Raw genomic sequence first — 26,519 nt, forward strand, 5'->3', positions numbered from 1 at the left:
TATTATTGTCCTTGTGATTTAGATTGAGTACTTAATGTTGAACGACACATAGTCTCGATCAGCCATAGCATTCGTTGTTCCTACACCACCAAAGAAAGTGTTGTAAGAGATATCTGCACCCCATTTGCTTTGGTAATCAAAAGCGACGCCTAAGGCGACGGATTTCTTACCTTCAGTAAACAGGAACATTGGATCCGGCGTAATTCCGTCAACATCGTGAGAGAAAATAACTCGTGGTGCGACATTCACCCCACCCCATACGTTGTTATAGTCCGCTTTAGCAACTAGACGATAACCCCAAGCAAAATCAGTTGGGAATGGGTTGGTTTCAGGGCCATTATGCAGCGCTTCGATAATGCCCGGCATATCAGGGTTACCACCTGAACGTGCAGTGCCAGGCCCGTTAAGGCGAAGCTCGTCAAAGCTCGGCATATCATGGATCCAAACACCACCAATCTCAGCCAACATAGTGAGGTTATCTGTACCTAATGTTGGACCGAATAAATGTGTGAATGTGGTTTGAGCTTGAGTGGTATCTAAACGAATGAAACCTTCAGCATATTCACCAGGACCATAGTTTTCGACTTGTGAAATACCATCGAGATCTGGGCGAAGACCCGCATTAGCCAATTGTTGTGGCATAGCGGCAAAAAGCAGCTCAACATCATCAATCTGCAGCGGCTCATCTAAACGATGTGCAACTTCACCAGCAAAAGAGGTATCACCAAGCAATGTGTTAAAACTAAAGCCCATTAACTGAATATCTTCAGGATAAACAATTTGCGCCTTAGAGAAAGTCTCTAATGCTAACAGGTCCTCTCGAGTCATGGCTTCGCCAGACTGCGCTTTACCGCCTAGGCGTTGTAGATCTCGACCAATCGCTTCTTGAGTAAAGTTTGCAGTAGTACCACTAATTAATGGACGACGGCTATGGTAGTTCATGTAGTACAAGCCAAACTCAGTTTCACCAAGTTGCGGCGCGTAATAACCGACTTTCACACCCCATTGACCGTCATCACTTGCTGACGCATCATCTTCCACTAACGTGGCTTTTGTTGGATAAGCGAGTGCAAGTTGCGCTAATGTCGCACCATCCACTTGACCAGAACCCACCATCCCAACTAATGCGTTGTATTCAGAAAGTAGGAAATCTAGATTCATATCTGGGTTAGCGTTAAAACCTAACTGTGCATTCTGATTGTAACCACCGTAACCGGCAAAATCATTGGTAGAAAATATAGAGCCTGGCGTTGGAACCCAAACTGGCTGCCAATCGTATTGGTAGAAACCTTCTACAGACAGGTCGTCAGTGATCCCAAAAGACGCCCAAACCATGCCTTGCGGACGGAACGCTTCTTTTAGTTCTGCACCTGGTGCATTCAAGATATTCAAATCAACGGCGTTAATAGAGCTTATACCGTGGGCAATAAGGGTACTCTCACCCCATGAAACCACTTGATTACCAACGCGAACAGATAGAGGGTTTGCGCCATCATTAAAATCAAAGTCAGCATAGACGAATGCATCGAGTAATCGAATATCTTTACATTGAACTTCCGATGCCTTGCTATCTTCACATGGGTCAAACTCTTTACCCGTAAGAGGGTCGTTAAAGTCATAACTGCCATCGTTTAGCTTACGATCGTAAAAATACATAGCACGGGCAAACACACCAAAGTTCTGATATTTTAAAGATAATTCGTGCAAACCTTTAAATATTTCAGAAGTCGTATCGCCTTGTGAATAAAGTAAGTTACTTAAATCACCGTTACTTGAGTAGGAACCAGGCTGCGCCCAAATTTCTGCTGAACTGTATTTGGTGTTGCCAAATGCAGAATAACCTGACCAGTCAAACTGAGGCTGATTCACCTTACCAATTTGATTTTCCCAATCTCGCCCTTCTACTCGCCAACTCGCACCAGCAGTCCAGGTTGAATCAAATGTTCCTTCTACTTCGCCCCAATTAAATGAGACTGCATTGGCACTTGTTGACATGCCAAAACCGAGCGCCGCGACTATCCCCAAAGCGAGCGTCGACTTATTAAAGCCGTTCTTAACCTTTTTCATTTTAGCTTCTCTCCGTAACCTGCTGGATTCTTTTGTTATAGGAATTGATAACCAACATACTGTTAGCTTACAGGTAACACCATTGTTACAGCATTTATACGTAGTGAGCAAGGATGAAATAGTGAAAATCTTCAAAAGATTCCGCTATTTTACAAGGATTTAGCAAGGTGGTTTGAGGAGTGTATTTAAATCAGATTTAGATAATGTAAAGAGATAGGTATTTAGTTAATATATATTATTTAATAACAATACCTTATCTAAATTAACAGATAGCTAAAGCACTGCGTTTAAAGCAATCGACCGTTTTAAGTAATTACTCTAAATCTTATTCAGTTGGATCAAGTTTCCTTGAGCATCTACCACCATTTCGAAGTATGCTTTTATACCCGAGCGAGTAAAAAACGGTCTAAAATGTCTTGCGCTTATCCACAAAGTTCTTCCTGCTAAATCGACAACCTCCACTTTAGTGACTTGGCCGCGGTAGTAAGGTAAAAAATCTTCATAACTAATATTAAGAGGGAACTGGAAAACTTGATTTGATTGTTGCACGTAGAATTCTCGAATATTTATTTAATGCCAGCTTAAACAGGGCTATTGCCCTGGATAAGCTGAGATTTTACTTTTTCTTATATCATTATGAAAGTGCTTTGGTCACCTTCTCATAAAGGTCTTTAGACAATTCATCTATTGCCAAAATACTCTCTAAAGACTTACGCATTAACGCCTGCCTTTCTAAATCAAACTTTTTAAATTGTATAAGCGGTGTAATAATCCTAGCTGCAACCTGCGGATTCACTTTATTGAGCTTGATAATCGCTTTAGTCAAAAAGTCATATCCTTTTGCATCTTTACGATGAAATTCAAAGGTATTGGCTGCTGCAAACACGCCTATCAAAGAGCGCACTCGGTTTGGATTAGACATGGAAAAACCTTCATGTTGCAACAGCTTTTCAAGTTGCTCAATACAACCCTCATTGGCAAATGTAGCATGTAAGCTAAACCACTTGTCCATTGCTAATGGCGTTTCTAACCAGCGAGATTCATATGCAGCCATTAATGCTGTTCGTTCACTTGAGCTGTCACTATTCAACGCGGTTAGCGCACCTAAAGTGTCAGTCATGTTATCGGTAGTTCCAAACTGTTGCTCTGCAATATAGCGGTGACGATCATCAACCTTGAGCAATAAGCTTAGGCAGGTATTTTTAAGAGCGCGAGCATCGGCACTATCGATGTTCTGTAACTGCCTAACTTTTGCAAGCAGTTCATCTTCACAACCTTGTGCAATTTCATTGACTGCAAACTGACGCGCGATAGCAAGGCTATCTAGGTCGACACTCTCTGTCTGCTCTATCAGCGAACTGGCACTCGTCAGGTTAAGAATTTCAGCCATTAGCGCTTCATTTAACGATTCAGATAAAAGTACACCTTTGAATCCATCAACCAGTCGGCTATCTATATGCATCGCTTTGCCATTTTGCAAATTATCTACACATTGCCAGATTGACTGGCTAAACAAGGATACAGAAGCCTCCCACTTTGCCACTTCGCTGTTAGCGAAACGCATTAAATGCAATAACTGCTCAATTGAGTAATCAAATTCCAATTTTACCGGCGCCGAGAAGTCTTGTAATAATGAAGCAACGGGTCTGGTTTTAATGTTCTCAAAAACAAACTTTTGGGTTTGCTGTTTAAAATCCAATACCTCATTAACAAGACTGTTACCCTCGCTATCAATCAGCTCGATATCAAATGGAATATGCTGTGGTAATTTTTCCGCTTGACCTGGAGTATCTGGTGTTTCTTGAGATAATGTTAAGCTATAGCTATTAGTTGAATCATCATAAGATTCTGTCGCGGTGACTTGAGGAGTTCCGGCTTGGCTATACCAGCGACGGAACTGACCTAAATCAACTTGACTTGCATCTTCCATCGCCGCGACAAAGTCATCACAAGTGACAGCTTGGCCGTCATGCCTCTTAAAGTACAACGCCATCCCTGCTTGGAACTTATCTTCCCCTAACAAGGTATGCATCATTCGAATCACTTCAGCCCCCTTGTTATACACAGTAACAGTATAGAAATTATTCATTTCTATTACTGATTCCGGCCGTATAGGGTGAGCCATTGGGCCAGAGTCTTCAGCAAACTGCTGGTTTTTCATCACTTTAATAGCATGAATACGATTAACAGCTCGAGAACCAACATCAGAACTAAACTCCTGATCTCGGAATACGGTTAAGCCCTCTTTTAAGCTTAATTGGAACCAATCACGACAAGTTACTCTGTTACCGGTCCAATTATGAAAATACTCATGACCAACTACAGACTCGATACCATGGTAATCATCATCGGTTGCAGAGGCCTTATCTGCCAACACATATTTGGTATTAAATACATTCAGCCCCTTATTTTCCATCGCACCCATATTGAAAAAATCAACGGCTACTATCATATAAATATCGAGATCGTATTCAAGATTAAAACGTGTTTCATCCCATTTCATTGATTTCTTTAATGATGCAATAGCATGGTGAGCTTTATGAAGATTGCCTTTATCGACAAAAACCTGCAGCTTAACGGCTCTATCGCTGCGGGTTATATACTCATCTTCTAATAGGTCAAAATCACCTGCAACTAATGCAAAAAGATAAGCAGGTTTGGGAAACGGATCATGCCATTTAACGTAATGTAAGCCGCCTTCCAAATCACCACTTTCAACAAGATTGCCGTTACTTAACAAAAATGGAAATGCAGTTTTGTTTGCTTCTATGCGGACGGTATAAATCGCAAGTACGTCTGGTCTATCAAGAAAGTAAGTAATACGCCTAAAACCTTCAGCTTCGCACTGTGTGCAGTAAGCGCCATCAGACATGTACAAGCCTTCTAGGCTGGTGTTTGACTCAGGGTCAACGACTGAGACTATTTCCAACTCAAAGGTTTGCTCTGCAGTATCGATAATCAGTTGACCGTTTTTCTCTGTATATGCGCTCTCAACACCGTTTACTTTAACTGACTTTAAGTTAATATCTTCGCCATCTAGCCTTAATGGCTGCTGGTGTTCACCCACTCTTTCGATTGAGCTAGTCGCTTGAATTACAGAATTCTCACCCGCTAAAGAGATATCCAAATCCAAGTGCGTGATTTGAAAAAGTGGTGCTTGGTAGTCTTTTAGGTACTTAGCTTGTGGTTGTGTCATTGTAGGCCTACTAATTCCATTTTTAAGTTAAAAAAAACGCGCTAAAAGCGCGTTTTATAATCTGCAGTGAGCGACTATTTTTGATTTTTAGCCACTTTCTCAATATCAACTAAATCGAGAGTGATGTATGCCGTTTCATCGAGAAATGCATCGGTCTTGTCAGCATCGTCTTCTAAATCATCTAACGATTTAACCACTTCAAGGCCTTCACGCACTCGTCTTTCGTTTTCACGATCGAGTTGCTTCTTATCGTTCTCATCACGCTCAGCAAGACGTTCACTTTCTACTAACGATACCGTTTTGTCGTTATGGTTAGCTTTAAACTCTTCGATATCTTGGAAGATATAGCCGAATTCAACGTCTGTCTTAATTCGCTGTTGATGCTTACCATCAAGATTTTGAATCAACTGTGGATAGATCTCACTTAACGTACCGTACTGAGCCACTGGCACCTTGTCCCATGGCAGTGCATTCTCTTCTTCTGCTTCACCGTACTCACCAGGTTCTAGAGCACTTGGAAATGGAATATCCGGTGTCACGCCTTTTAGCTGAGTACTGCCACCATTAATACGATAGAACTTTGCGATAGTGTACTGTACATGCCCAATTGGTTTCTCATACATATCGTAGATTCGACCAAGGCTCTTATGCTGTTGCACGGTGCCTTTACCAAATGTAGATTCACCTACAATCAGAGCACGATCATAATCTTGCAATGCTGCGGCAAAAATCTCTGATGCAGAAGCACTATAGCGATCAACCATCACCGTTAATGGGCCGTCATAGGTGACGCGGCCATCATTATCTCTATTTTGAGAAACTCGACCATTAGCATCACGAATTTGTACTACTGGACCTTGCTCAATAAACAATCCTGTAAGTAATGTCGCTTCAGTAAGCGCACCACCACCATTGCCACGTAAATCGATAATGATACCTTCAACTTTTGCTTCTTTAAGCTCCGCAAGCTCCTTGGAAACGTCTTTTGAAAGGTTCATATAGAAACCTGGAATTTGAATAACACCGACCTTGCGGTTAGCGTATGGTCCCTCTGATGGTTCAACAACCTTTGATGTAGCAGCACGATCTTCTAGACGTATTTTGTCTCGAACAATGGTCAGTTCAAAAGGTTTAGCACTGGAACCACCTTTATTAGGCAAGATCTCTAAGACTACTTTACTGCCTTTAGGGCCTTTAATTAACTCGACAACATCGTCTAAACGCCAACCGATAACATCAACAATTTTCTCGCCTTCTTGGCCTACGCCAACAATTTTGTCTTCAGGCGACAGCTTCTCACTGGTTGCTGCAGGACCGCCAGCAACTAGGCTTTTAATTACCGTGTAATCGTCATCAACTTGGAGTACTGCGCCAATGCCCTCAAGACTTAAATTCATCTCCATCTGGAAACGCTCTGCATTTCGTGGCGATAAATAGCTAGTATGTGGCTCGACTGTTCGTGCAAATGCGTTCATTACACCTTGGAAAACGTCTTCACTGTGAGTTTGACTTAGACGCTTGATCGAGTTGTTGTAACGCTTGGACAAAATAGTGACGATTTCATCCCATTTTTTCCCCGTCAACGTTAAGTTTAACGCATCGTACTTTACGCGCTGACGCCAAAGTTCGTTTAACTCAGCTTCAGTTTTAGGCCAAGCTGCGTCCTTACGGTCGAATTCATAAGCATCGCCAGCCACATCAAACTTCATCTCTTCATCAAGCAAAGAGAGTGCATAGGCGAATCGCTCATAGCGGCGTTTTTGGATAACTTCGAACATTGAGTAAGCTTGCTGCAGATCGCCACTTTTCAACATATCGTCAAATTGAGTGGAATAGGCCATAAAGCTGTCAACGTCAGACTGCAGCAGCACGTTCTTACGATAATCCAATTGTTTCAGGTATCGTTCGAACACTTGCTTTGAAAACGCATCGTCCATTTCAAAACGATGGTAATGGGAACGGGTGAACAAACCAGTGACGCGTTTACTCGCCACTTTATGTTGGGGTTCCTGCTTTAAAGCAGGTAACTCGCTGAATTGAATAGTAGGGCTAACAGCCCACGCCGAGAATCCTACAAAAATACTGGCGATAGATACAGCCAGAGACATTTTCCGCATCAACAAGTTACTCCTTTACATGCTTTTTAAACCATTACAGCAGTATGTATTCAGCTTTAACTTTAATCGTTAAACCAGAATCTAGCTGAACTTGAACATCTTCTTTTTTGATATCCAAAATAACACCTGCTACTGGCGCCTTACCTAGTTTGACGTTTACACGTTGATTTTTCTTCAACTCAGTCAGTACCGCAGGCGTTAAAACTACTTCAGCTACTTTTTCTTTAACAGGTTTTGCGCTTGGTGCCGCTTTCGGTCTTCTAGCAACCGGTTTTTTAACGGGTTTCTTAGCATTAGCTGCAGGTGCTGACGATTTCCCTGCTTTAGCTATTCTTTTTGCTTTCGCTTTTTCCTGACTTTCTTTAAGTGTAGCTTGAGCATGGTCAACGTGCTCTTGTTCTAGCTCACCACAGCAATTACCATCTAAATCGATACGATGCGCACCGGCTTTAACACACTTAAGGTAACGCCAGCTGCTTGTATATCTTCTTAAAGCGATTCTTAGTTGAGTCTTACTGACTTTAGAATCATCAGCTAACCTTTCCGCTAAATCTTGAAACAATCCGATTTTTAATGGCTTCGTTTCACCTTCAGCAATAAAGCATAAAGGAAATGTTTCATATAAGTACGCAAGAATAGCGTTGGTATCGGTCAACTTTTCTGTTGATTCCATCTTTACTTCCACAGTTTAAAAAAGGGACACTACCAAAAGAGTTTCTACCTCTCATCGATTTAAGTGTCGTTTATATTTGTCTGATTATGACCTAAAGAACAAATTAATAATGATTAACTTATGTTTTTAGCGTCAAAATCAAACCTACCTTAGCAACAACCTATCATAAACGCTATTGATTCGCTTTACCGAATAATCGCGATTTGAGATTTCATTGCTCAAACCGCTTATTATAGGGATGCATGAGATGATTGCGACCATCAATTAGCAAAAATTGGTCGATGATTAACCAAATAGGCAATTTTCGAGACTTTTCACCAAAGTTTCTACGCCTTGTTGATCGATTTCATCAAATCTTGATAACGATGGGCTATCAATATCCAGTACTCCGATAACATCACCATTGCGTCGAAGCGGAACAACCAATTCAGAAACGCTCGCTGAATCACACGCTATGTGACCCACAAATTGATGAACATCTGCGATACGCTGTGTTGCATTTTTTTCAACTGCTGTACCACATACGCCTTTTCCTATCGGTATCCGAGTACAAGCAACTTTCCCTTGGAAAGGGCCTAATACAAGTTGCTCATTCTTTAATAGATAAAAGCCTACCCAATTTAAGTCAGTCAAATTATCATTTAATAGCGCTGAAAAATTGGCTAAGGCCGCTATTTGGTCATCTTCACCGCTCAATAAAGCAATTACTTGACGGTTCAACGTGTCATAAAATGACGCGGTCATATACATCCCCTAAACAAAATCATCGATAAATCTAAGTAAATTTGCAGCATCTTATCAAGATGAAACATATTTAGAAGACTGATCCTCTGTTTTTTTTAGTCTAAATTAGTCTTTTTCGACACTTTCTTAGCTGGAGCTTTACTGACGGCTGCCCCGCCTTTAAGTAAGGATTGAAGTTCATCTTTGTGCTGCGCTAAGAAAAACCCAATCTTTTCAATATCATTATCTTCCAACCCTAGTTCTGGGTTAGTCAAAAAAGGGATTAAGTTGTCAGCGATATCAAGCATCTTATCGTAGGCATCAGCCTCCTTTTTCGATGTGAAAGTCATCTTTTCAACCCCTTCTCTAACTACGACAAATTTGGTTACAACGGCCATAATCAATCTCGCACTGTTTTTATATACAGTAAAGAGTCTCACATATTGAAGTTCTTATGCAAGTTTTCTTGAAAACCTGATACGCTTATAGCGATAAGGACTCTGTAATAATCAAATGCATACGATTATTTGAGTTCACGTTTTTAGCAATATGTTTGCTTTATTCCTTAACGTTTTATTTGAGGCTTTATTTCCTATGCCATCGGATACGCTAGACAATAGTGTTACTTTATGTCCGTCATGTGATTTGGTCATAAGAAAGCGTGCCTTGCCAACAGGCGTAAGAGCGATTTGCCCACGGTGCCACACACAGTTATATGACACGCCGTACTGTTCAGTTAACGGCATGTTGGCTTTATGCATGACTGCTATTATCTTTTTTTTCCCTGCAAACTTATTTCCAGTGCTTGAGCTTGAGTTTTTAGGGAGTATGCGCACGACGACCGTTTTTGAAGGGGCTGCAGCTGTCTATCAGCAAGGCTATTGGGTTGTTGCTATCGCCGTAATGACGGCAGCGGTCATCGCCCCAGGCATCTTGCTTACTTCAATATTGGTACAGATCCTGATCATTAAATACGGACTGCAATCGGCTTTATTAAGGTCAATATTAAAACAGGCATTAAAGTTACAAGGGTTGCTTACCCAGCTAACGATGCTCGAAATCTATGTTATTAGTTTTTTGGTTGCCGCTTTTAACCTTGCGGATTTTGCTACTGTTTCTTTCGGTTTTGGAACTTTCTGCTTTACAATGCTGTTTGTTATGCATTTATTTCTTTTAAGAGAGTACGATTTAGAACATATGTGGAGTTTCCTTGAACGATAATCAGACAAGCTGCACATTAGGAAAGGAAGTAGGTCTAACTTGCTGCCCAACCTGCAATAAAGTCACCTGCGCTAATTCAGCTTGTTGTAGCCGCTGTGACGCCAAGCTTATAGTTAGAGATTATGACAGCCTACAAAAGAGTTGGGCTTTATTGATCACGGCTGCTATTTTGCTGATCCCTGCCAACCTATACCCAATAACAACACTGACGAACCAAGGCCAAGTCACCCAAGACACTATTTTTTCTGGGATTGCTCATCTGGTAAAAACAGACATGATCCCTATCGCTATTATTCTGTTTACAGCGAGCATATTGGTACCGGTGCTTAAAATAGTGGGGTTAACTATATATTTAACAGCAATTAGCTTTAAGTTACCTATATCTAAGAAAAAGCTAATGATGGGCTTTCATATTATCGAATGGATTGGCAGGTGGTCGATGTTAGATTTGTTTGTCATTTCTCTCACTGTTGCGGTCGTTAATATGGGGCAACTTTTAGATGCAAAACCGGCACCTGCCGCCACTGCATTTGCCTTAGTTATTCTGCTGACACAACTCGCAGCAAAAGTAATTGACACACGTTTACTCTGGGACAGATTGGAAATAAAAAATGACTCAAGTACAGACACCTAAAGTAGTAAAGAAAAAGCTCTTCTCTCCTATTTGGCTACTACCGATTATCGCATTGGCGCTCGGAGCGTGGTTAGGAGTTAAAAGTATTCGCGAGTCTGGCGTAGAGGTCAGAATACACTTTCCAAGTGCCACTGGTATGGATATTGGTAAAACCTTGGTGAAGTATCAAGGCCTTACAGTTGGTAAAGTTGTTGATATCAGTATCGACGATGACCTTCAAGGTGTAAATGTTGATGTTTTAATGGATTACCGTTCCTCACCATTTCTCAACAAAGAGACCAAGTTTTGGCTGGTTAAACCTAAGGCTTCAATTACCGGCGTTGAAGGATTAGATACCTTATTTTCAGGTAATTATATTGGGATTTTGCCAGGTGAGGGTGAATCAGCTTCTTTTTTTGAAGCAGAGATCAGTGCACCAGTGATTACACCAGGTAACGAAGGCCTAATCGTTAACATCACCTCTGAAAAGTTAGGTTCGTTAGATGTTGGCTCTCCGTTATTCTATCGACAGATCCCAGTGGGGCAAGTTGTTGGTTACCGTCTAGATAGCAGTAATAAAATCATAGTTACAGCCTTTATCCAGCAGCAATATGCAAAGTTAGTCAAAGTTGATTCACAGTTTTGGAATGTGTCTGGTATTAGTGTTGACGCTTCTCTTGCCGGTATTGAAGTTCGCAGCGAAAGTTTAGCGGCGATTCTTGCAGGCGGCATTAGCTTTAGTTCAAATGATAAGTCTCCCTCAGCAGAAAATAGACACGAATTTGCCTTGTATGATAGCGAGAAGCAAGCCTTTGGTGGTATTGAGTTTACATTAACAGCTAACGGCACAGAGTCAGTGGCCAACAATACCGCCATTGTTTTTCGTGGCATTAATATAGGCCGGGTTACCAATAAAATCCTAACTGATAACGGTATATCTTTAGAGGCTAAAATCGACAGTAAATATGCCGAGCTGTTAGCAGGAACATCATCATTTTGGTTAGAAGGCGCAGATATATCTCTAAGTGGCATCAATCATCCAGAGCGACTACTTACTGGCAGTGTAATTAACTTTATTGCGGGTTCTGGCGATCCGCTGCAGCAATATCCCTTGCTAACAACTAAACCAGAACCAAAAAATAGTAACAAGCTTGCGTTAACGCTGGACTCTGATACCAATCCTGGCGTTTCGGCCGGCGCGGAATTACGTTTCAAACAGATAAAAATAGGTACAGTACTGTCCAGCAAGTTAAATAAAGCGCTAACTAAAGTTGAGTATGATATCGAAGTCGATGCGGATTTCAGTAGTTTACTCACCAAAGGCAGCTATTTTGTCGCCGAATCCGTACTTTCAATGGAAGCCAACTTAGACGGCGTTGCGGTAAAGGCTCGCGAACTCAACACATTTACTAATGGTGCATTAAGTTTGGTAAAAGGTGCTAGCAACCAGCAGTTAACTAACGGTGCATCGCTAAAAGTATTTGCTAGCAGTAACGAAGCAGACAACTACTTTGAGAATTCGAGCCTAATAACTCGACAACTTTTCAGCAATGATGCCGCTAATGTGGTTGAGGGCTCGCCGATTTACTATAAAAAAATGCAGATTGGTCAAGTTAACAAGGTTGATTGGCAACGAAAGAGTAACGATTTTATAATTGATATCAGTATCCAAAAAACATTTGCATCACTGTTAACTGACAAAACCGTTTTTTGGCGCAATAGCGCGTTAGCAATCAATGCCAGTTTAAGTGGTATTGAAGTCGAAATGTCGCCACTACAAGGCGCGATTAAAGGTGGGATCACTTTAGGACTCCTTGAGCATCCAGCACAAGGACGAGAAAACCAACTATATGATTCTAAATTCCTTGCGTTAAGCCAATCAACGGCGATAACGATGACCTTCCCCGCCAGCGTAAAATTGGCTAAGAAGGCCCCTATCCGCTATTTGGGTCATAAAGTGGGTGAAGTGGAGTCAGTTGTACTGAGCAAAGATCTGACTGAGCTAGATGTGTCGGCTTACCTTTATGGCGACTACGCCGCTAACTTCAATCAACAAGACGCTAGCTTTTCCATTGTGGACGCAAAAGTTTCACTGTCAGGAATTGAAGCGCCTGAAACTCTGATTACTGGACCTTATATTTCAGTCGTTCCAGGGATCAGTACACAGACAGCTTCGCGCTTTGTCGGTTTAATAGACAAACCATTTTATAACCTAGATAACGCTCTTACCTTTATCATCACTAATAATAACTTAGGTTCTATCAATAAAGGCACTGCTATCTTCTTTCGCGGTATAAAAGTCGGTCAAGTAGATAGTTACCAGTTGATTTCTGATGGTACCGGTGTAGAAATGACCGCTCACATTGAGAGCCGATATAAACATCTAGTGAATAGCTCTAGTGTACTTTGGGATCTTTCGGGTGTTAAAGTTGATGTAGGACTATTTTCTGGTGCGCAGATTGAAACCGGCTCACTTGAAACTATTCTTAGTGGAGGAATTGGCCTCGCGACCAAAGAGGTAACGTCAGTAGAAAATATGATTGCCCCTCAACATAAATTCCCGCTTAACGCTGCTGTCGACCCTATTTGGTTAGACTGGGCACCAAAGCAATCTGCGACTGACTGATTTCCTATTTAAAGTTCCATAAGGGGCGATTGCTTAAATACCTAAGTTATCGCCTTTTTCATAGCAATAAGATCATGCATTAACCATAAAAATGGTAACACACCAGGATCGCGGCCACTATACCCGCTAGATCTGCAAATAAACCGCAAGCAAGAGCATGCCTACCATTGCGTATTCCAACGGCACCAAAATACACCGCCAACACATAAAACGTCGTTTCTGTACTGCCTTGCAATATTGCCGCAAGACGTCCAGCAAAAGAATCAACGCCATAGTATTGCATAGTCTCAAGCATCATCGCTCTTGCACCAGAGCCACTAAATGGTTTCATAATAGCGGTAGGCATGGCATCAACGAAGCGAGTGTCGCCGCCTGCAAATGCGACAACACCCGCCAATATATTTAGTAGATAATCAAGCGCACCGGAAGCACGCAGCAACGCAATAGCTAATAACATAGCAAGAAGATAAGGGATAAGCTTTATGGATTGGGCAAAGCCCTCTTTCGCTCCTTCAATAAACTCATCATACACAGCAATTTTACGCAGGCCGGCAACCAGTACAAAGCTGAAAATGAGTAACAATAGAATACCGTTCCCCATTGCGGTACTCACATCACCGATTGCTGCCACTGTAAGGGTAGACAAGTAGAACATCAAAGCCGTTAACGTAACCATAACTCCGGCAGCATAAGCCATGACCACCGTATTTAAAACTGATAAACGCTGCACAATAGCCACGGCCAGTACGCCCGCTAACGTCGATGCTGACGTAGCCAATAAGATAGGTAGAAATATATCAGCAGGCGCTGCCGCTCCTTGCTGTGCACGATAAAGAAATACAGTAACTGGCACCAACGTAATAGAAGAGGTATTGAGGACTAAAAACAAAATTTGCGCATTAGTCGCGGTGTGCTTTACTGGATTTAAAGACTGTAGGTCTTGCATCGCTTTTAAGCCAAGCGGAGTGGCTGCATTGTCTAAACCTAGCATATTAGCGGTTAGGTTCATGGTAACACTGCCGTAGGCGGGGTGCCCTCTTGGCACCTCGGGCATCAGACGTGATAATAACGGCTCAAAAGCACGGGAAAAGAACGCAACGACCCCAGCCTTTTCGCCGACCCGCATAAGCCCCATCCACAAACAAAGTACACCAATAAGGCCTAACGCTATCTCTGCGGCTAATTTAGCACTGGAAAAAATGGCTGCAACACTTTCGCTTAGTACGTCAAAGTTGCCACTTAGGAGTTGTATAAAGATGGCAGACAATGCAACGGCAAAAAAACTAAACCAAATCTTATTTAACACTCACTTCCCTCTCGCGATCTAGTGCAACGCTGCACTCTTCCATACATGTGCTCCCACTATATCTATATTTCAGTATATAATCAGATTACTTTATCGCATTACCTTCAGCATATGGCTCATTTTAATCAAAATTTTATCAATAGCATCGAACAAGATCTTCCTTCTCACCTCTCTATGGAAGATTTTATCTGCTTTAGCAGTAAGCCGCTGCGACCCTCTATACGTGTAAATACACTAAAGATTTCAAGCAATGATTTTATCAAGCTAATGGCGCCTAAAGGTTGGCATTTTGATCCCGTTCCTTGGTGTGAAAATGGTTACTGGATTGAATTAGACCAAGATGTCCAACTCGGTAATACCATAGAGCACCTACAAGGACTGTTTTATATTCAAGAAGCCAGCTCAATGTTACCGCCAACTGCACTCCTTTCAATAGAGCAAACTGGTACTCAGCACTGTGTGTTAGACATGGCGTCGGCCCCCGGTTCTAAGACGACACAAATTGCCGCTTTAATGGCCAATAAAGGCTTACTTGTAGCAAACGAATACTCCGCCAGTCGCATTAAAGTGCTACATGCAAATATCGCCCGCATGGGCGTAGCAAACTGTGCGCTAACACACTTTGATGCTCGTGTATTTGGCGAGTATATGTTCGAAATATTTGATTCTATATTGCTCGATGCGCCTTGTAGCGGTGAAGGCACCATAAGAAAAGATCCTGACGCATTAAAGAATTGGGACAATAATGATGTAAAGGGAATTGTTGATACCCAAAAGGCGCTCATTGACTCAGCTTTTCAATCATTAAAAACTGGCGGTGAACTGGTTTATTCAACCTGTGCACTAAGCCGACAAGAGAACCAGAATGTTTGTGACTATTTAAAGCAACGCTACCCCGATGCTGTAGAGTTCGTGAATCTATCTTCACTGTTTCCTGGCGCAGATAAGTCTTGTACCGAAGAGGGTTTCTTGCATGTGTGGCCACAAATATATGACAGCGAAGGTTTCTTTGTTGCCAAAATTAAGAAAGTCACTTCGATAGAGCGAGCATTGCCTGAACCCAAAAAACAAAAGAATTTTCCATTTGAAAAGGCGTCTGCTAAAAAAATTGCCGAGATAGTCGAATATCTAAAAACATCATTTGATATCGTGTTACCAAGTGAAAACGATATCTACGTTCGAGACACAGAAGTTTGGCTTTTCCCTGAAGCCTTCCATAAACTCATCGGTAAAATGCGTTTTCAACGTATTGGAATGAAATTAGCTGATGTGCTTAAAAAAGGGTTTAAAGTCAAGCATGAAGCGGTATTGGCGTTAGCGTCACCGGATACTATCGAGCTCACCGATGATGAGGCACAAGTATTTTTAATGGGTAGAGATATTACCTTGAGTAAAAAAGTGAAACCTCAAGGTGAGACCATTGTCAGTTATGCGGGAGTATCTTTGGGAGTGGTTAAACACCTAGGCAATAAGTTAAAAAACAATCTTCCCAGAGACTTAGTTAAAGATAAGATTGCGCGCTACAAACAGCCGTAATCTTTAGTTACATATAGACTGGACGTAATTAAAAAAAATTAGGCCTAAATGGGAAAGCTCTACTACACTCAATAACACTAGTTTGAACAGAGATTGAGCAATTAGCAGATTTTAACCTTAAGTGGTTAACACCAGTAGCGCACGGCTCCTTGAGAGCCATTCCCCTAGACCCAGAACAATTGGAATAGTTTTGGGTCTTTTTTTGCCTGTTTTTTACTAGGTTACAACTTCCAAAGCTATAACGGATAAATAAGCATTATCTACCGGCTAGGTGTGCAGCATCTTTGAACAAGTTGAAGAAGTTTTCAGTTGTATACTCAGCCACATCAGGGTATTTTTCACCTCGAAGCTCTGCAACAAACTCGGCGACATCACGAACAAATGCAGGCTGGTTCTCTTTACCACGATGGGGAACAGGTGCTAAATAGGGTGAGTCGGTTTCAACCAGCAATCTATCTTTTGGGACCTTTCTAATCACACTACGTAGTTCGCCAGCATTCTTAAACGTCACAATGCCTGAAACTGAAATATAAAACCCCATATCAATAGCAGCTTTCGCCATTTCCCAGCTTTCGGTAAAACAGTGTAATACGCCACCAACGCTATCCGCATTGCCGCGCTTTAAAAAGTTAAGCGTATCTTCTCGAGCATCACGGGTATGAATGATTAGAGGCTTTTTCACTTTAACGGCCAAATCAATTTGCTGTTCAAAACAAGATTGCTGCAATGCTTTTGTCTCATTGGCATAAAAATAATCAAGCCCGGTTTCACCAATAGCAACCACCTTTTCATCACGGGCGAATTGCTCTATTTCTTCAACATTAAGGCCATCTTGGACATCTAATGGGTGCACGCCTGCTGATAGAAAAACTTCGTCAAACGACGCCATTTTCTGCTTCATCTCAATAAAGCCTTGTTGCCTAACGTTTACGCAAAGGAAGTAAGCAATATCACGTGCTTTGGCAGCACTTATGATATTTTTTAGTGAGTCTTGATCTGGCGCCGTTTTAAGGCGATCTAGATGGCAATGTGAATCGATAAGCACGGGTAAGTCCAACAAGCAAAAAGGAGAGCAAGTCTACCGAGCTACATAGTGCAGGTCAAATCTGAAGAGGATAGTTCATGTGACAATAACTGTTCGATATGGTGTTTATGCATATCAGGTTCAGAAACAATTTTAACGCCTATGCCAGCCGGGCGGCCACCAGGAGCACCGAGAGGGTTTATCCAAACAACAGAGCCCTCAAACTGCATCTTTTCAGTCGTTCCAGGCAATCGATAAACCACTGACAATGATTGCCCTAAAACAAAGCTATCAGTGCTGCCAATAAATAACCCCGCTGGCTTAATAAAAGGCATATAAGCCCGATATAGCTGGTGCAAAGTGTCAAAATTAACAACAAGATTTGTCATAGAAAATTAGCGCTCCATTAATTGAGTATATTCCAGCACAATGCTTTCAAATAAGCCGAGTACATTAATTGTTGGCATTACTGAAAGCCGTGTTTCTTGCTGCATGATTTTAGCGGCAAATGTGACAATCGATGAGCGTTTTAACGGCTCAATAGTGCAGTCTGTAACCAATTTTCTATGCAGTACGAGATATAAAACTTTAATCGCGTCAGAAACTTGCTTTTCATTTACATTTTGTAAACTAGCACAGAGCTGCTTTGACGACAAACTTTCAATCCAACCTTTTCTAAACGCTAGGAGGCTTTGGTAGCGGTCAGTCTCAATAGCCGACACAATGGCTAGCGGTCCACCAACGACTGGCAAGCTCCAGCTATAATCCGTAGATGTTTTTAATTCATCGTTGAGCCAAGCCTTTACTTCAATTCTAGTTGGAAGTTTCACCTGGACTCGCTGGCAGCGACTACTTATCGTTGCCATCAATCGGCTTGGCGAGTTAGCTTGCAACAGCAATATCGTTTCTTTACCTGGTTCTTCAAGTGTTTTAAGTAAGGCATTCGCTGAAGCCTGATTGAGTCGCTCACAATTTAATATCACAGCGACACGTCGACCGCCCTGCTGAGCAGTCGTGGTTAGTTTCTGGCACAAGGCTCTTATCTGATCGACTTTTATCTGCGCGCCATCAGCCTCTATTTGATAAAAGTCTGGATGACTATTAGCCTCTACTAGCTGACATGCTTTACAAAAACCGCAGGCACCTGCTTGGCCAACCTGGCTACATAGTGCCGCTTTTGCCAGATCCAGAGCGAGAATTTCACCGCCATAACCAGCATCTAAGCCGATAAGATAAGCATGTGCAACTTGTTGTCGCTTTAACTGTGCATTAAATGTATCACTCGCACTTTGCAACCAAGGTAACTGTTGCATGCTACCAAGCCTGATCTTGTAAAACGGCGATAATATCTTTATGCACAGCAGCCATACTTTGGCTTGCATCGATGATCATGATTGAATCATCATTATCTGCGTATGACAAAAATGTCGCACGGGTGCGATTAAAGAATGCTAACTCTTGTTGCTCAATACGGTCTAGCTCACCACGATTCGCCGCTCGTGCTAAGCCCAGCTTTGGGTCAATATCGAGGTAAAGTGTCAAATCAGGTTTGAATCCTTTTAGGGTCGCTTCGCTAATTGATGAAACGAGCGGCATTAGCCCACGGCCTCCACCTTGGTAGGCTAGTGACGACAAATTATGTCTATCACCTAAAACCCATTTACCTTCTGCAAGTGATGGCTTAATCACATTGGCGACTAACTGCGCTCTAGCTGCATAGAAAATTAAACATTCTGCTTCATCACACAATGGATCAGATTCATTGGCAACCTTCACTAAGTCACGCATCTGCTCCGCGAGTGGTGTGCCACCGGGTTCACGGGTACATACAGGCGCTTGCCCTGTATGCTTTTCAATAAAATCACGAACTAATGCTATGGCGCTCGATTTACCCGCTCCCTCTAAACCCTCTATAACAATGAATTTTGAGTTTCTAACCTTGGTTGATTCTATAGTCATCGATTTCTCTGATATTTGTTCACTGCTCGATTATGTTCTTGCAATGTTCTTGAAAATACATGGCTGCCATCATTTCGAGAGACAAAATAAAAATAATCCACATCCGCTGGGTTTGCTGCGGCTTGAATTGCTGCAAGACTCGGCGCCGCGATGGGCGTAGGTGGTAAGCCATTAATTCGATATGTATTAAATGCTGTTTTTTCTCTTAGATCTTTGCGGGTAATATTGCCTTCATAGCGTTCACCCATGCCGTAAATAACAGTAGGATCTGTTTGTAAACGCATGCCTTCATTTAGTCGATTAATAAATACAGCGGAAATCCAAGGACGTTCGCTTGCTTTACCTGTCTCCTTTTCAATTATTGATGCTAGGATCAGTAATTCATATGAAGATTTTAAAGGCAGCCCTTCTTGACGATTATTCCAAGCATTCTCCAATTCAACTTGCATTTTCCGATAACTTTCTTGCAATAATGACAAGGCTGAATTATTCGCTCTGTAATGATAAGTGTCGGGGAAAAACTTACCTTCAACTAATCCTGAATTATCGCCATTATCAAGCAATATTTGCGCAAACAGCCCTTCATCAAATCTAAGCTTGGGTTGCTCTAGTAACAGCTGTTGCCACTCTTTGACCGTTTGCCCTTCTAGTAAGGTAAGCGCAAAAGATTTCTCCCTCCCTGAGACAATTTTTTCCAGTAAGCTAGTCACCGTATCCTCAGGCTTAACATCATAGAGTCCAGATTTTATCTGTGCTAACTCAGGATTAAATCGTACTAACCATTTTAGCTTCCAACCATCATCTTCAATAATACTTTGCTGCCTAAGAAGCTGACTAAACTGGTTAAATGAGGTGCCTCTTTGGATCTCTAACTCCTGAGTTGCGTCTATCTTTAGCGGTGATTGGGCAAACTGAGTTAACGTTTGGTAACCCCAGTATCCCCCAAGCGCAGCAATAGTAAGTAGCGTAAAACCCGTCGCTAAAAAACCAATTAAAAATTTCTTCATAATGTCAGATTAAGTCGCTCTCTTAATAGGGATGTAAAAGGTGCTTTTTGCAAAATATGCTGGTCTATTAAATTGATATCAACAACGCCAAGTAAACTGTTGGTCATAAATGCATGTTTAACATTAAACAGATTACTCAGATTCATCTCAGTGATTGAAACCGTTAAGTTCATTTCCAGTAGTTGATAGATGACCTGCTCTCTCATCATGCCAGCCACACCAGCATAAGCAAGTTTTGGAGTCACTATGCCAACCTCGGTTTCAAAAAACAGATTTGCCATCGATGATTCAATTATATTGCGCTTGCTATCGAGTACTAACCAGTCGTCATACCCATCAGCAAGTGGCTCCGATTTTATCAGTACCTGCTCCAATCGATTACAATGTTTAATTCCGGCTAAACGAGGTTGTCTTGCCAATAAAACATCTGAAGATTGCAAGCTAAGCCCTTGGCTTTGCCAGCTTTGGTAAACATCAGGAAATGGATGAACCGATACAACTTCATTAATAGATTGATTGCTATTGGGTGGCGTATATCCTCGCCCCCCAACACCACGAGATAACAACACTTTAAGGCACGACTGGGGATTTTGTTGGGCACACTCTAACAATAATGCACGAAGACTCTGGGACGGCTGCCAGTCAAAACCCAAGCGCTCTGCGCCTTGAGTTAATCGCAGAAAGTGAGATTCAACGAATTGAATCTCACTTTTGTTTACTCGCATCGTTGCAAATAGCCCATCACCATAGGCTAACCCCCTATCTAGAGGGTTAATCGTGCCATCAGGTTGTCCATTAACCCAAATTGTCGACATTAGCTATCCTAACTAATTTTGCCTGCTCGGCGACTCGTTGAACTTTTGAAATGGCACTATGCATCCTAGATAGAGAACCGCTTTCAATAGGCTGCTCTACTGTCGTTAAACACATAGTAACCATCGTTAACTTATTTTGCTAACAGGTGCTGTATACGCGCTTTAAGAATATCGGTCGCGATACGGTTCTTACCACCACGCGGAACAATAATATCCGCATATTGTTTAGACGGTTCAATGAACTGTAAAAACATTGGACGCACAGTTTCAGTATACTGAGACATAACAGATTCCATCGTTCTGCCACGTTCTGCCACATCGCGAGATAGTCTGCGCATGAAACAGATATCGAGCGGTGTATCCATAAACACACTCGCATCCATTTGATCGCGAAGAGCTGGATCTGTCAGTAGTAAGATCCCCTCAAGAATAATGACTTTCTTCGGGGTCAAGTTTACTTTTTCATCAGTACGGGTATGTTCTGTGTAACTGTAAACAGGAATATCAACCGGGTTACCATCTTTAAGTGCTTGAAGATGTTTACACAAAAGCTCATGGTCTAGCGCTTTTGGATGATCGTAATTGGTTAGCACTCGCTCGTCCATCGACAAGTGGCCTTGGTCACGATAGTAGGCATCTTCTGCAATCACACCGATTTGGTCAGTGCCAAGATCACGACATAGCTCTTCATAAATCGTTTTAGCAATAAGGCTTTTACCTGACGCAGACGCACCCGCAATTCCGATAACAACACATTGTTTTGAATTCATTTTTAAAACCTTACTCGTCGTCAGATATGCTTATAGATACTTTAGATTGCGCTTGGCATAACGCAAGTTGAGCGCCCACTTTTCTAGCGATTTCTCGATAAATATTAGAAACTTGGCATTCACTATCTGCAATAACAGTTGGCGTCCCCTTATCAACGTCTTCGCGGATATTCAATTGTAGCGGTAGCTGCCCTAATAAAGGAACATTGTAACGGGTTGCCATTTTTTCTCCGCCATCAGCACCAAATGGGTGGTCTTTATGACCGCACTCTGGGCACAGGTGGAAACTCATATTTTCGACAATACCCAATACTGGGATATTAACTTTCTGGAACATGCTGACACCTTTTTTAGCATCAGCAAGCGCGATATCTTGTGGGGTAGTCACAATAACAGCACCACTAACAGGCACTTTTTGCGATAAGGTTAGTTGAATATCACCGGTCCCTGGTGGCATATCAATCACCATGTAATCAAGCTCTGGCCACTCGGTTTCAGTAAGCAACTGTACCAAAGCACCTGCAGCCATTGGACCACGCCATACCGCGGCTTGGTCACCATCTAACATAAAACCAATTGACTGCGCTGCAATACCATGTGCATCTGCGGCCGTCATTATCTTTCCATCAGGCGAAACCGGTTTGAAATCCTCAACACCTAACATCATCGGAATTGATGGACCGTAAATATCAGCATCTAAAATACCGACACGCGCCCCTTCAGCAGCCAGTGCTAATGCAAGGTTAACTGCAGTGGTTGACTTGCCCACACCGCCTTTGCCTGAAGCAACTGCAATAATTTGTCTAATATTCGGCAATGGCTCTACCGCACTGATTGCCGAAACGGTCTCAGGTTGAAAATCAATTTCACATTCAACTTCATCAATTGCATCCAGTACTGCAAGTTCTTTGGTTACTGCCATAACAATGTCTTGATACTGCGTTTGACATGGGTATGAATAGCACAAGCCCAATTGCAGGCGTTTGCCTTCAATCGCAAGCTTAGTCACCATGCCAGCGCTTAAAAAGCTTTTGTTTAAATATGGATCTTGGAACGTATCAAGAATGGCTAAAACAGGACTGAGAAGATCATCACTGAGATGATAGTTTGGATGAGTTGAAGACAAAATGGAGACCCCCTAAATATGATTTGCGCAATTGTACCAGAAATTAAAGCAAACATTAGTCTAGATTTACCACAGTTACGCTAGGATTTAATGAAACTATGCATTGGATCGGTTAGTATCTATTCCATTCTATTTAGGTTCCCAGCGATTTCGAGAAAAGATGTCAAATTCACAACGTAAAATCTTAGTCACTAGTGCACTTCCATATGCTAATGGTCCAATTCATTTAGGCCATATGCTTGAGTACATTCAAACCGATATTTGGTCACGCTTCCAAAAGTTACGTGGACACGAATGTCACTATATCTGCGCCGATGATGCTCATGGCACTCCTATTATGCTTAAAGCTCAGCAAATGGGCATTGCGCCAGAGGAGATGATTGCTCAAGTTCAAAAAGAGCATGAAAAAGATTTTGCTGATTTCAACATTCAATTTGACAATTTCCATAGCACTCACAGCGAAGAAAACCGTGAGCTCGCCAGTGAAATCTATGTCAAGTTACGTGATTCAGGTTATATAAAAACCAAAACTATTTCACAGTTGTTCGATCCTGAAAAATCGATGTTCCTACCAGATCGTTTCGTTAAAGGCACTTGCCCGAAATGTAAGAGTGAAGATCAATACGGCGATAACTGCGACAACTGTGGTGCCACATACAGTACTACAGACCTATTAAACCCGTATTCTGCCGTTTCTGGCGCGACTCCAGTGATGAAAGATACCGAGCACTTCTTTTTCGACCTACCCGCTTTTGAAGGTATGTTAAAAGAGTGGATTAACTCTGGTTCTTTACAGCAAGAGATGGCCAACAAGCTTAGCGAATGGTTTGAACAAGGCTTGCAACAGTGGGATATCTCTCGTGATGCTCCTTACTTTGGTTTCGAGATCCCGGATGCTCCAGGTAAATTCTTCTATGTATGGTTAGATGCCCCCATCGGTTACATGGGCTCATTTAAGAATCTATGTGATAAGCGCGATGACTTAAACTTCGATGATTTTTGGAGTAAGGACTCGACTGCTGAAGTGTATCACTTCATCGGTAAAGACATTGTTTACTTCCACAGCTTATTCTGGCCAGCAATGCTAGAAGGTGCAGGCCTGCGTAAACCTACCAGTGTTTATGCCCATGGTTATGTCACAGTAAACGGCGCAAAAATGTCTAAGTCTAAAGGGACGTTTATTAAAGCTCGTACTTACCTTGACAACCTAGACCCTGAATACTTGCGTTATTACTACGCAGCTAAGCTAAGCAGTAGGATTGATGACCTAGATCTCAACCTAGAAGACTTTGCTCAACGGGTTAACTCCGATCTTGTAGGTAAATTGGTTAACCTTGCTTCACGTACTGCGGGCTTCATCAGTAAGCGCTTTGACGGCAAGCTGGCTAAAGTTTCCGATAGCAGTTTAAGTGATAGCTTTATCGCCAAACAAGAAATTATTGCTAACCTATACGAGACACGTGAATACGGTAAAGCGATGCGTGAAATCATGGCACTTGCCGATGTGGCTAACGCTTATGTTGCTGATGCCGCGCCTTGGCAGCTAATTAAAGACGAGGCTAAACAAGAAGAAGCCCATCAAGTGTGTAGTAATGCGCTTAACTTGTTCCGTATCTTAGTCACTTACCTAAAGCCGGTATTGCCTAAGCTTGCAGCAGATGTTGAAACATTCCTTAAAATGGAACTGACTTGGGACAACATCAATGCCGATTTAGCTGGTCACGAAATTGCTAAATTTAAAGCACTTATGCAACGTATTGAGATGAAGAGCATTGAGGCGATTATTGAAGCTTCGACTGAGAACCTTCAAGTGGCCGCAGCTGAAGCTCCAAAAGCTGAACAAACGGAACTCGAAAAAGAGCCGTTAGCTGCCGAGATTAGCTTTGATGACTTTGCCAAAATTGATCTGCGAATAGCACTTATTACTAAAGCTGAGCATATTGAGAAAGCCAACAAACTACTGCGTTTAGAGCTAGATTTAGGCGGCGAAACGAAACAAGTTTTCGCAGGCATAAAATCTGCTTATGCACCAGAGGATTTGATTGGTAAGCATACCGTGATGGTGGCAAACTTAGCGCCACGTAAGATGAAGTTCGGTGAATCAGAAGGTATGGTATTAGCCGCAGGTCCTGGCGGTAAAGATATCTGGATCCTAGAGCCACATGCAGGTGCTAAACCTGGCATGCGAGTGATGTAGCTGTCACACTCTCATTAAAAAGCCGCTCTAAAATGAGCGGCTTTTTTGTATCTGCTTGGCTCGTCCTAGAATGTGTTTATCAATAACCACTAAACAGGGTTATTGATATCAACGAAGTGATGGATTAAACCAAACTTAGTGGCTAAATGCTTGCCTAACGCCTGAATGCCATAAAGTTCAGTAGCATGATGTCCTGCGCCATAATACTGAACATTCTGCTCTACTGCGCAGTGATAGGTTCTCTCAGACGCTTCACCGCTAATGAACGCATCAATGCCAAGAGATGCAGCCACATCAATATAATCTTGAGCCCCCCCGGTGCACCAAGCAATTGTTTCCACCAAGCTTGACTCATCACCAAGGTGTAAGCATTCGCGCGATAAAGTGTGTGATATTGCTTGTGTTAACTCTTTCGCTATAACGGGAACACTTAGCTCACCACGCCAGATCAATCCTTGAGCCTGTCCCTCAATAACTCTTGCATTATCAATACCCAGTACTTTGCCAAGTTGTGCGTTATTGCCCACTTCCGGATGAGCATCTAAGGGCAGATGATAACCAAATAGATTGATATCATTAGTCAGTAAGGCTTTGATCCGTTTCTGCTTCATGCCAACTATAATTTCAGGTTCGTTTTTCCAAAAGAATCCGTGGTGAACCAAAATAGCATCGGCATCTAACTTAATGGCTTCATCGATCAATGCTTGGCAAGCGGTAACTCCAGTGACGATAGTACCGATCTCTTTTCGACCTTCAACTTGTAACCCATTTGGTGCGTAATCCTTAAAATTTGCTACTTGAAGATACTCCGCCAAATACTGGCTTAATTCTGTTTGTGTCATTAGTGCACCTAAACAATCATTAAATTCTCGCCCTATTCTCGCTTTTTCTTCTCAAACAAGCCAACACAAGTTTGCCAACGCTGAGTATGAAGCAACACAAAGCTAGAATAGTGCTGACAATATAATCCAGCTCTCCCAAATAGAACCCATTTTGACTCACTTAATTGCTATTAAATGTCTAAATCATCATATAAATGAAGCCATTTGTGGTGAAAATTGGACTTTTTAGTGCATTAAACGATAAAATCACATCAAACCTTCATGTAACACACAAAAACAAACAGGTTATTATTATGTCAAAACTGACCAAAGAAGAGGTTATCAGCACACTTGAGGCTGCACTTGCAAAGCAAGAAGGCCAAGCTGTTAAAATTGAACAGAAAGGTAGCTGGTACAAAATCGATGGCGGTAAATCATTACGCTTCAGCGATTTAGAAGCGATGTTAGCTGAAATAGATGGCGATAGTGCCCCAATAGCAGCTAAAGCCGAGAAAAAAGTAGTTGCGAAACCTGCCGCTAAAAAAACACCAGCTAAAAAGGCTGCGAAACCTGCAGCAAAGAGCGGTGGCAAAACACCAAAAGAACTTTGGCGTGAAAAATTAGCCGGTAAAGGTCAACTACCTCGCGGTTTCTAAGGTAATCGTTTAAGCAATTAGCATTCTTCGTTTATTGCTTAGTTTGTATAAGCGCTAACTTCAGCA

At 42.0% G+C, this 26,519-nt stretch carries 23 protein-coding genes; 6 read left to right on the forward strand and 17 right to left on the reverse strand.

The genetic code is table 11. The features are described from left to right. Nucleotides 1-18: 18 nt before the first annotated feature. From L2730_RS10890 to L2730_RS10920, 7 genes are all read right to left on the reverse strand, one after another. The gene (locus L2730_RS10890; RefSeq protein ID WP_020912895.1) at nucleotides 19-2,067 is read right to left on the reverse strand and encodes a DUF1302 domain-containing protein; all 2,049 of its coding nucleotides are present in this window, start codon (nucleotides 2,065-2,067) and stop codon (nucleotides 19-21) included. Nucleotides 2,068-2,385: 318 nt separating this feature from the next. Further along, entirely contained in the window at nucleotides 2,386-2,616 is a 231-nt protein-coding gene (locus L2730_RS10895; RefSeq protein ID WP_248974620.1) for a DUF2835 domain-containing protein, read from the reverse strand. 85 nt (nucleotides 2,617-2,701) lie between these two features. Then, nucleotides 2,702-5,263 (reverse strand): aminopeptidase N, encoded by a 2,562-nt coding sequence (pepN, locus tag L2730_RS10900; protein WP_248974621.1) that lies wholly within the window; start codon nucleotides 5,261-5,263, stop codon nucleotides 2,702-2,704. Between the two features lie 74 nt (nucleotides 5,264-5,337). Beyond that, nucleotides 5,338-7,380 (reverse strand): carboxy terminal-processing peptidase, encoded by a 2,043-nt coding sequence (gene prc, locus L2730_RS10905; RefSeq protein ID WP_248974622.1) that lies wholly within the window; start codon nucleotides 7,378-7,380, stop codon nucleotides 5,338-5,340. Between the two features lie 34 nt (nucleotides 7,381-7,414). Beyond that, entirely contained in the window at nucleotides 7,415-8,053 is a 639-nt protein-coding gene (proQ, locus tag L2730_RS10910) for an RNA chaperone ProQ (protein WP_248974623.1), read from the reverse strand. A gap of 285 nt (nucleotides 8,054-8,338) precedes the next feature. Continuing rightward, nucleotides 8,339-8,797, reverse strand: a complete 459-nt coding sequence (locus L2730_RS10915) for a GAF domain-containing protein (RefSeq protein WP_248974624.1) — start codon at nucleotides 8,795-8,797, stop codon at nucleotides 8,339-8,341. A 95-nt stretch (nucleotides 8,798-8,892) separates the two neighbouring features. Then, nucleotides 8,893-9,174, reverse strand: a complete 282-nt coding sequence (locus L2730_RS10920; protein WP_248974625.1) for a YebG family protein — start codon at nucleotides 9,172-9,174, stop codon at nucleotides 8,893-8,895. 196 nt (nucleotides 9,175-9,370) lie between these two features. On the opposite strand from L2730_RS10920, the gene L2730_RS10925 reads away from it, so the two are divergent. The 3 genes from L2730_RS10925 to L2730_RS10935 are packed head-to-tail and all read left to right on the forward strand — an operon-like array spanning nucleotide 9,371 to nucleotide 13,236. Then, entirely contained in the window at nucleotides 9,371-9,997 is a 627-nt protein-coding gene (locus tag L2730_RS10925; protein WP_248974739.1) for a paraquat-inducible protein A, read from the forward strand. Further along, nucleotides 9,987-10,631 (forward strand): paraquat-inducible protein A, encoded by a 645-nt coding sequence (locus L2730_RS10930; RefSeq protein WP_020912903.1) that lies wholly within the window; start codon nucleotides 9,987-9,989, stop codon nucleotides 10,629-10,631. The genes L2730_RS10925 and L2730_RS10930 overlap by 11 nt, the downstream gene beginning before the upstream one ends. After that, nucleotides 10,609-13,236, forward strand: coding sequence for a PqiB family protein (locus L2730_RS10935; protein WP_248974626.1), 2,628 nt, complete (start codon nucleotides 10,609-10,611; stop codon nucleotides 13,234-13,236). Before L2730_RS10930 ends, L2730_RS10935 begins: the two co-directional genes overlap by 23 nt. 79 nt (nucleotides 13,237-13,315) lie before the next feature. Here L2730_RS10935 and L2730_RS10940 read toward each other — a convergent pair whose 3' ends face one another. Further along, nucleotides 13,316-14,542, reverse strand: coding sequence for a nucleoside recognition domain-containing protein (locus L2730_RS10940; RefSeq protein ID WP_248974627.1), 1,227 nt, complete (start codon nucleotides 14,540-14,542; stop codon nucleotides 13,316-13,318). Between the two features lie 111 nt (nucleotides 14,543-14,653). On the opposite strand from L2730_RS10940, the gene rsmF reads away from it, so the two are divergent. After that, the gene (gene rsmF / locus L2730_RS10945) at nucleotides 14,654-16,078 is read left to right on the forward strand and encodes a 16S rRNA (cytosine(1407)-C(5))-methyltransferase RsmF (RefSeq protein ID WP_248974628.1); all 1,425 of its coding nucleotides are present in this window, start codon (nucleotides 14,654-14,656) and stop codon (nucleotides 16,076-16,078) included. Between the two features lie 256 nt (nucleotides 16,079-16,334). Here the strand turns inward: rsmF and L2730_RS10950 are convergent, their stop codons facing one another. The 8 genes from L2730_RS10950 to apbC form a co-directional block, all read right to left on the reverse strand. Further along, on the reverse strand, nucleotides 16,335-17,123 hold the full coding sequence (locus L2730_RS10950) for a TatD family hydrolase (protein ID WP_248974629.1): 789 nt from the start codon (nucleotides 17,121-17,123) through the stop codon (nucleotides 16,335-16,337). 41 nt (nucleotides 17,124-17,164) lie between these two features. Then, nucleotides 17,165-17,491, reverse strand: a complete 327-nt coding sequence (locus L2730_RS10955) for a PilZ domain-containing protein (protein ID WP_248974630.1) — start codon at nucleotides 17,489-17,491, stop codon at nucleotides 17,165-17,167. A gap of 6 nt (nucleotides 17,492-17,497) precedes the next feature. Beyond that, nucleotides 17,498-18,415 (reverse strand): DNA polymerase III subunit delta', encoded by a 918-nt coding sequence (holB, locus tag L2730_RS10960; protein WP_248974631.1) that lies wholly within the window; start codon nucleotides 18,413-18,415, stop codon nucleotides 17,498-17,500. Between the two features lies 1 nt (nucleotide 18,416). Further along, nucleotides 18,417-19,061: a dTMP kinase gene (gene tmk / locus L2730_RS10965; protein ID WP_248974632.1), complete on the reverse strand. Its 645-nt coding sequence runs from the start codon at nucleotides 19,059-19,061 to the stop codon at nucleotides 18,417-18,419. Further along, nucleotides 19,058-20,068 carry an endolytic transglycosylase MltG gene (mltG, locus tag L2730_RS10970; RefSeq protein WP_248974633.1) on the reverse strand — a complete coding sequence of 337 codons (1,011 nt, stop codon included), beginning with the start codon at nucleotides 20,066-20,068 and terminating at the stop codon, nucleotides 19,058-19,060. Before mltG ends, tmk begins: the two co-directional genes overlap by 4 nt. Then, nucleotides 20,065-20,883: an aminodeoxychorismate lyase gene (gene pabC / locus L2730_RS10975; RefSeq protein ID WP_248974634.1), complete on the reverse strand. Its 819-nt coding sequence runs from the start codon at nucleotides 20,881-20,883 to the stop codon at nucleotides 20,065-20,067. The genes mltG and pabC overlap by 4 nt, the downstream gene beginning before the upstream one ends. A gap of 131 nt (nucleotides 20,884-21,014) precedes the next feature. Continuing rightward, nucleotides 21,015-21,653, reverse strand: coding sequence for a uridine kinase (gene udk / locus L2730_RS10980; RefSeq protein WP_248974635.1), 639 nt, complete (start codon nucleotides 21,651-21,653; stop codon nucleotides 21,015-21,017). 10 nt (nucleotides 21,654-21,663) lie between these two features. Next, entirely contained in the window at nucleotides 21,664-22,779 is a 1,116-nt protein-coding gene (apbC, locus tag L2730_RS10985) for an iron-sulfur cluster carrier protein ApbC (RefSeq protein ID WP_248974636.1), read from the reverse strand. A 160-nt stretch (nucleotides 22,780-22,939) separates the two neighbouring features. On the opposite strand from apbC, the gene metG reads away from it, so the two are divergent. After that, nucleotides 22,940-24,976, forward strand: coding sequence for a methionine--tRNA ligase (gene metG, locus L2730_RS10990; RefSeq protein ID WP_248974637.1), 2,037 nt, complete (start codon nucleotides 22,940-22,942; stop codon nucleotides 24,974-24,976). Between the two features lie 89 nt (nucleotides 24,977-25,065). Here metG and L2730_RS10995 read toward each other — a convergent pair whose 3' ends face one another. Next, nucleotides 25,066-25,818, reverse strand: coding sequence for a Nif3-like dinuclear metal center hexameric protein (locus L2730_RS10995; protein ID WP_248974638.1), 753 nt, complete (start codon nucleotides 25,816-25,818; stop codon nucleotides 25,066-25,068). Between the two features lie 293 nt (nucleotides 25,819-26,111). Between L2730_RS10995 and L2730_RS11000 the strand changes: the two genes are divergently transcribed. Next, nucleotides 26,112-26,453, forward strand: a complete 342-nt coding sequence (locus L2730_RS11000) for a hypothetical protein (RefSeq protein WP_248974639.1) — start codon at nucleotides 26,112-26,114, stop codon at nucleotides 26,451-26,453. Nucleotides 26,454-26,519: the final 66 nt, after the last annotated feature.

Origin of the sequence: Shewanella kaireitica (assembly GCF_023284045.1) — a bacterium.
GTDB classification, from domain to species: domain Bacteria; phylum Pseudomonadota; class Gammaproteobacteria; order Enterobacterales; family Shewanellaceae; genus Shewanella; species Shewanella kaireitica.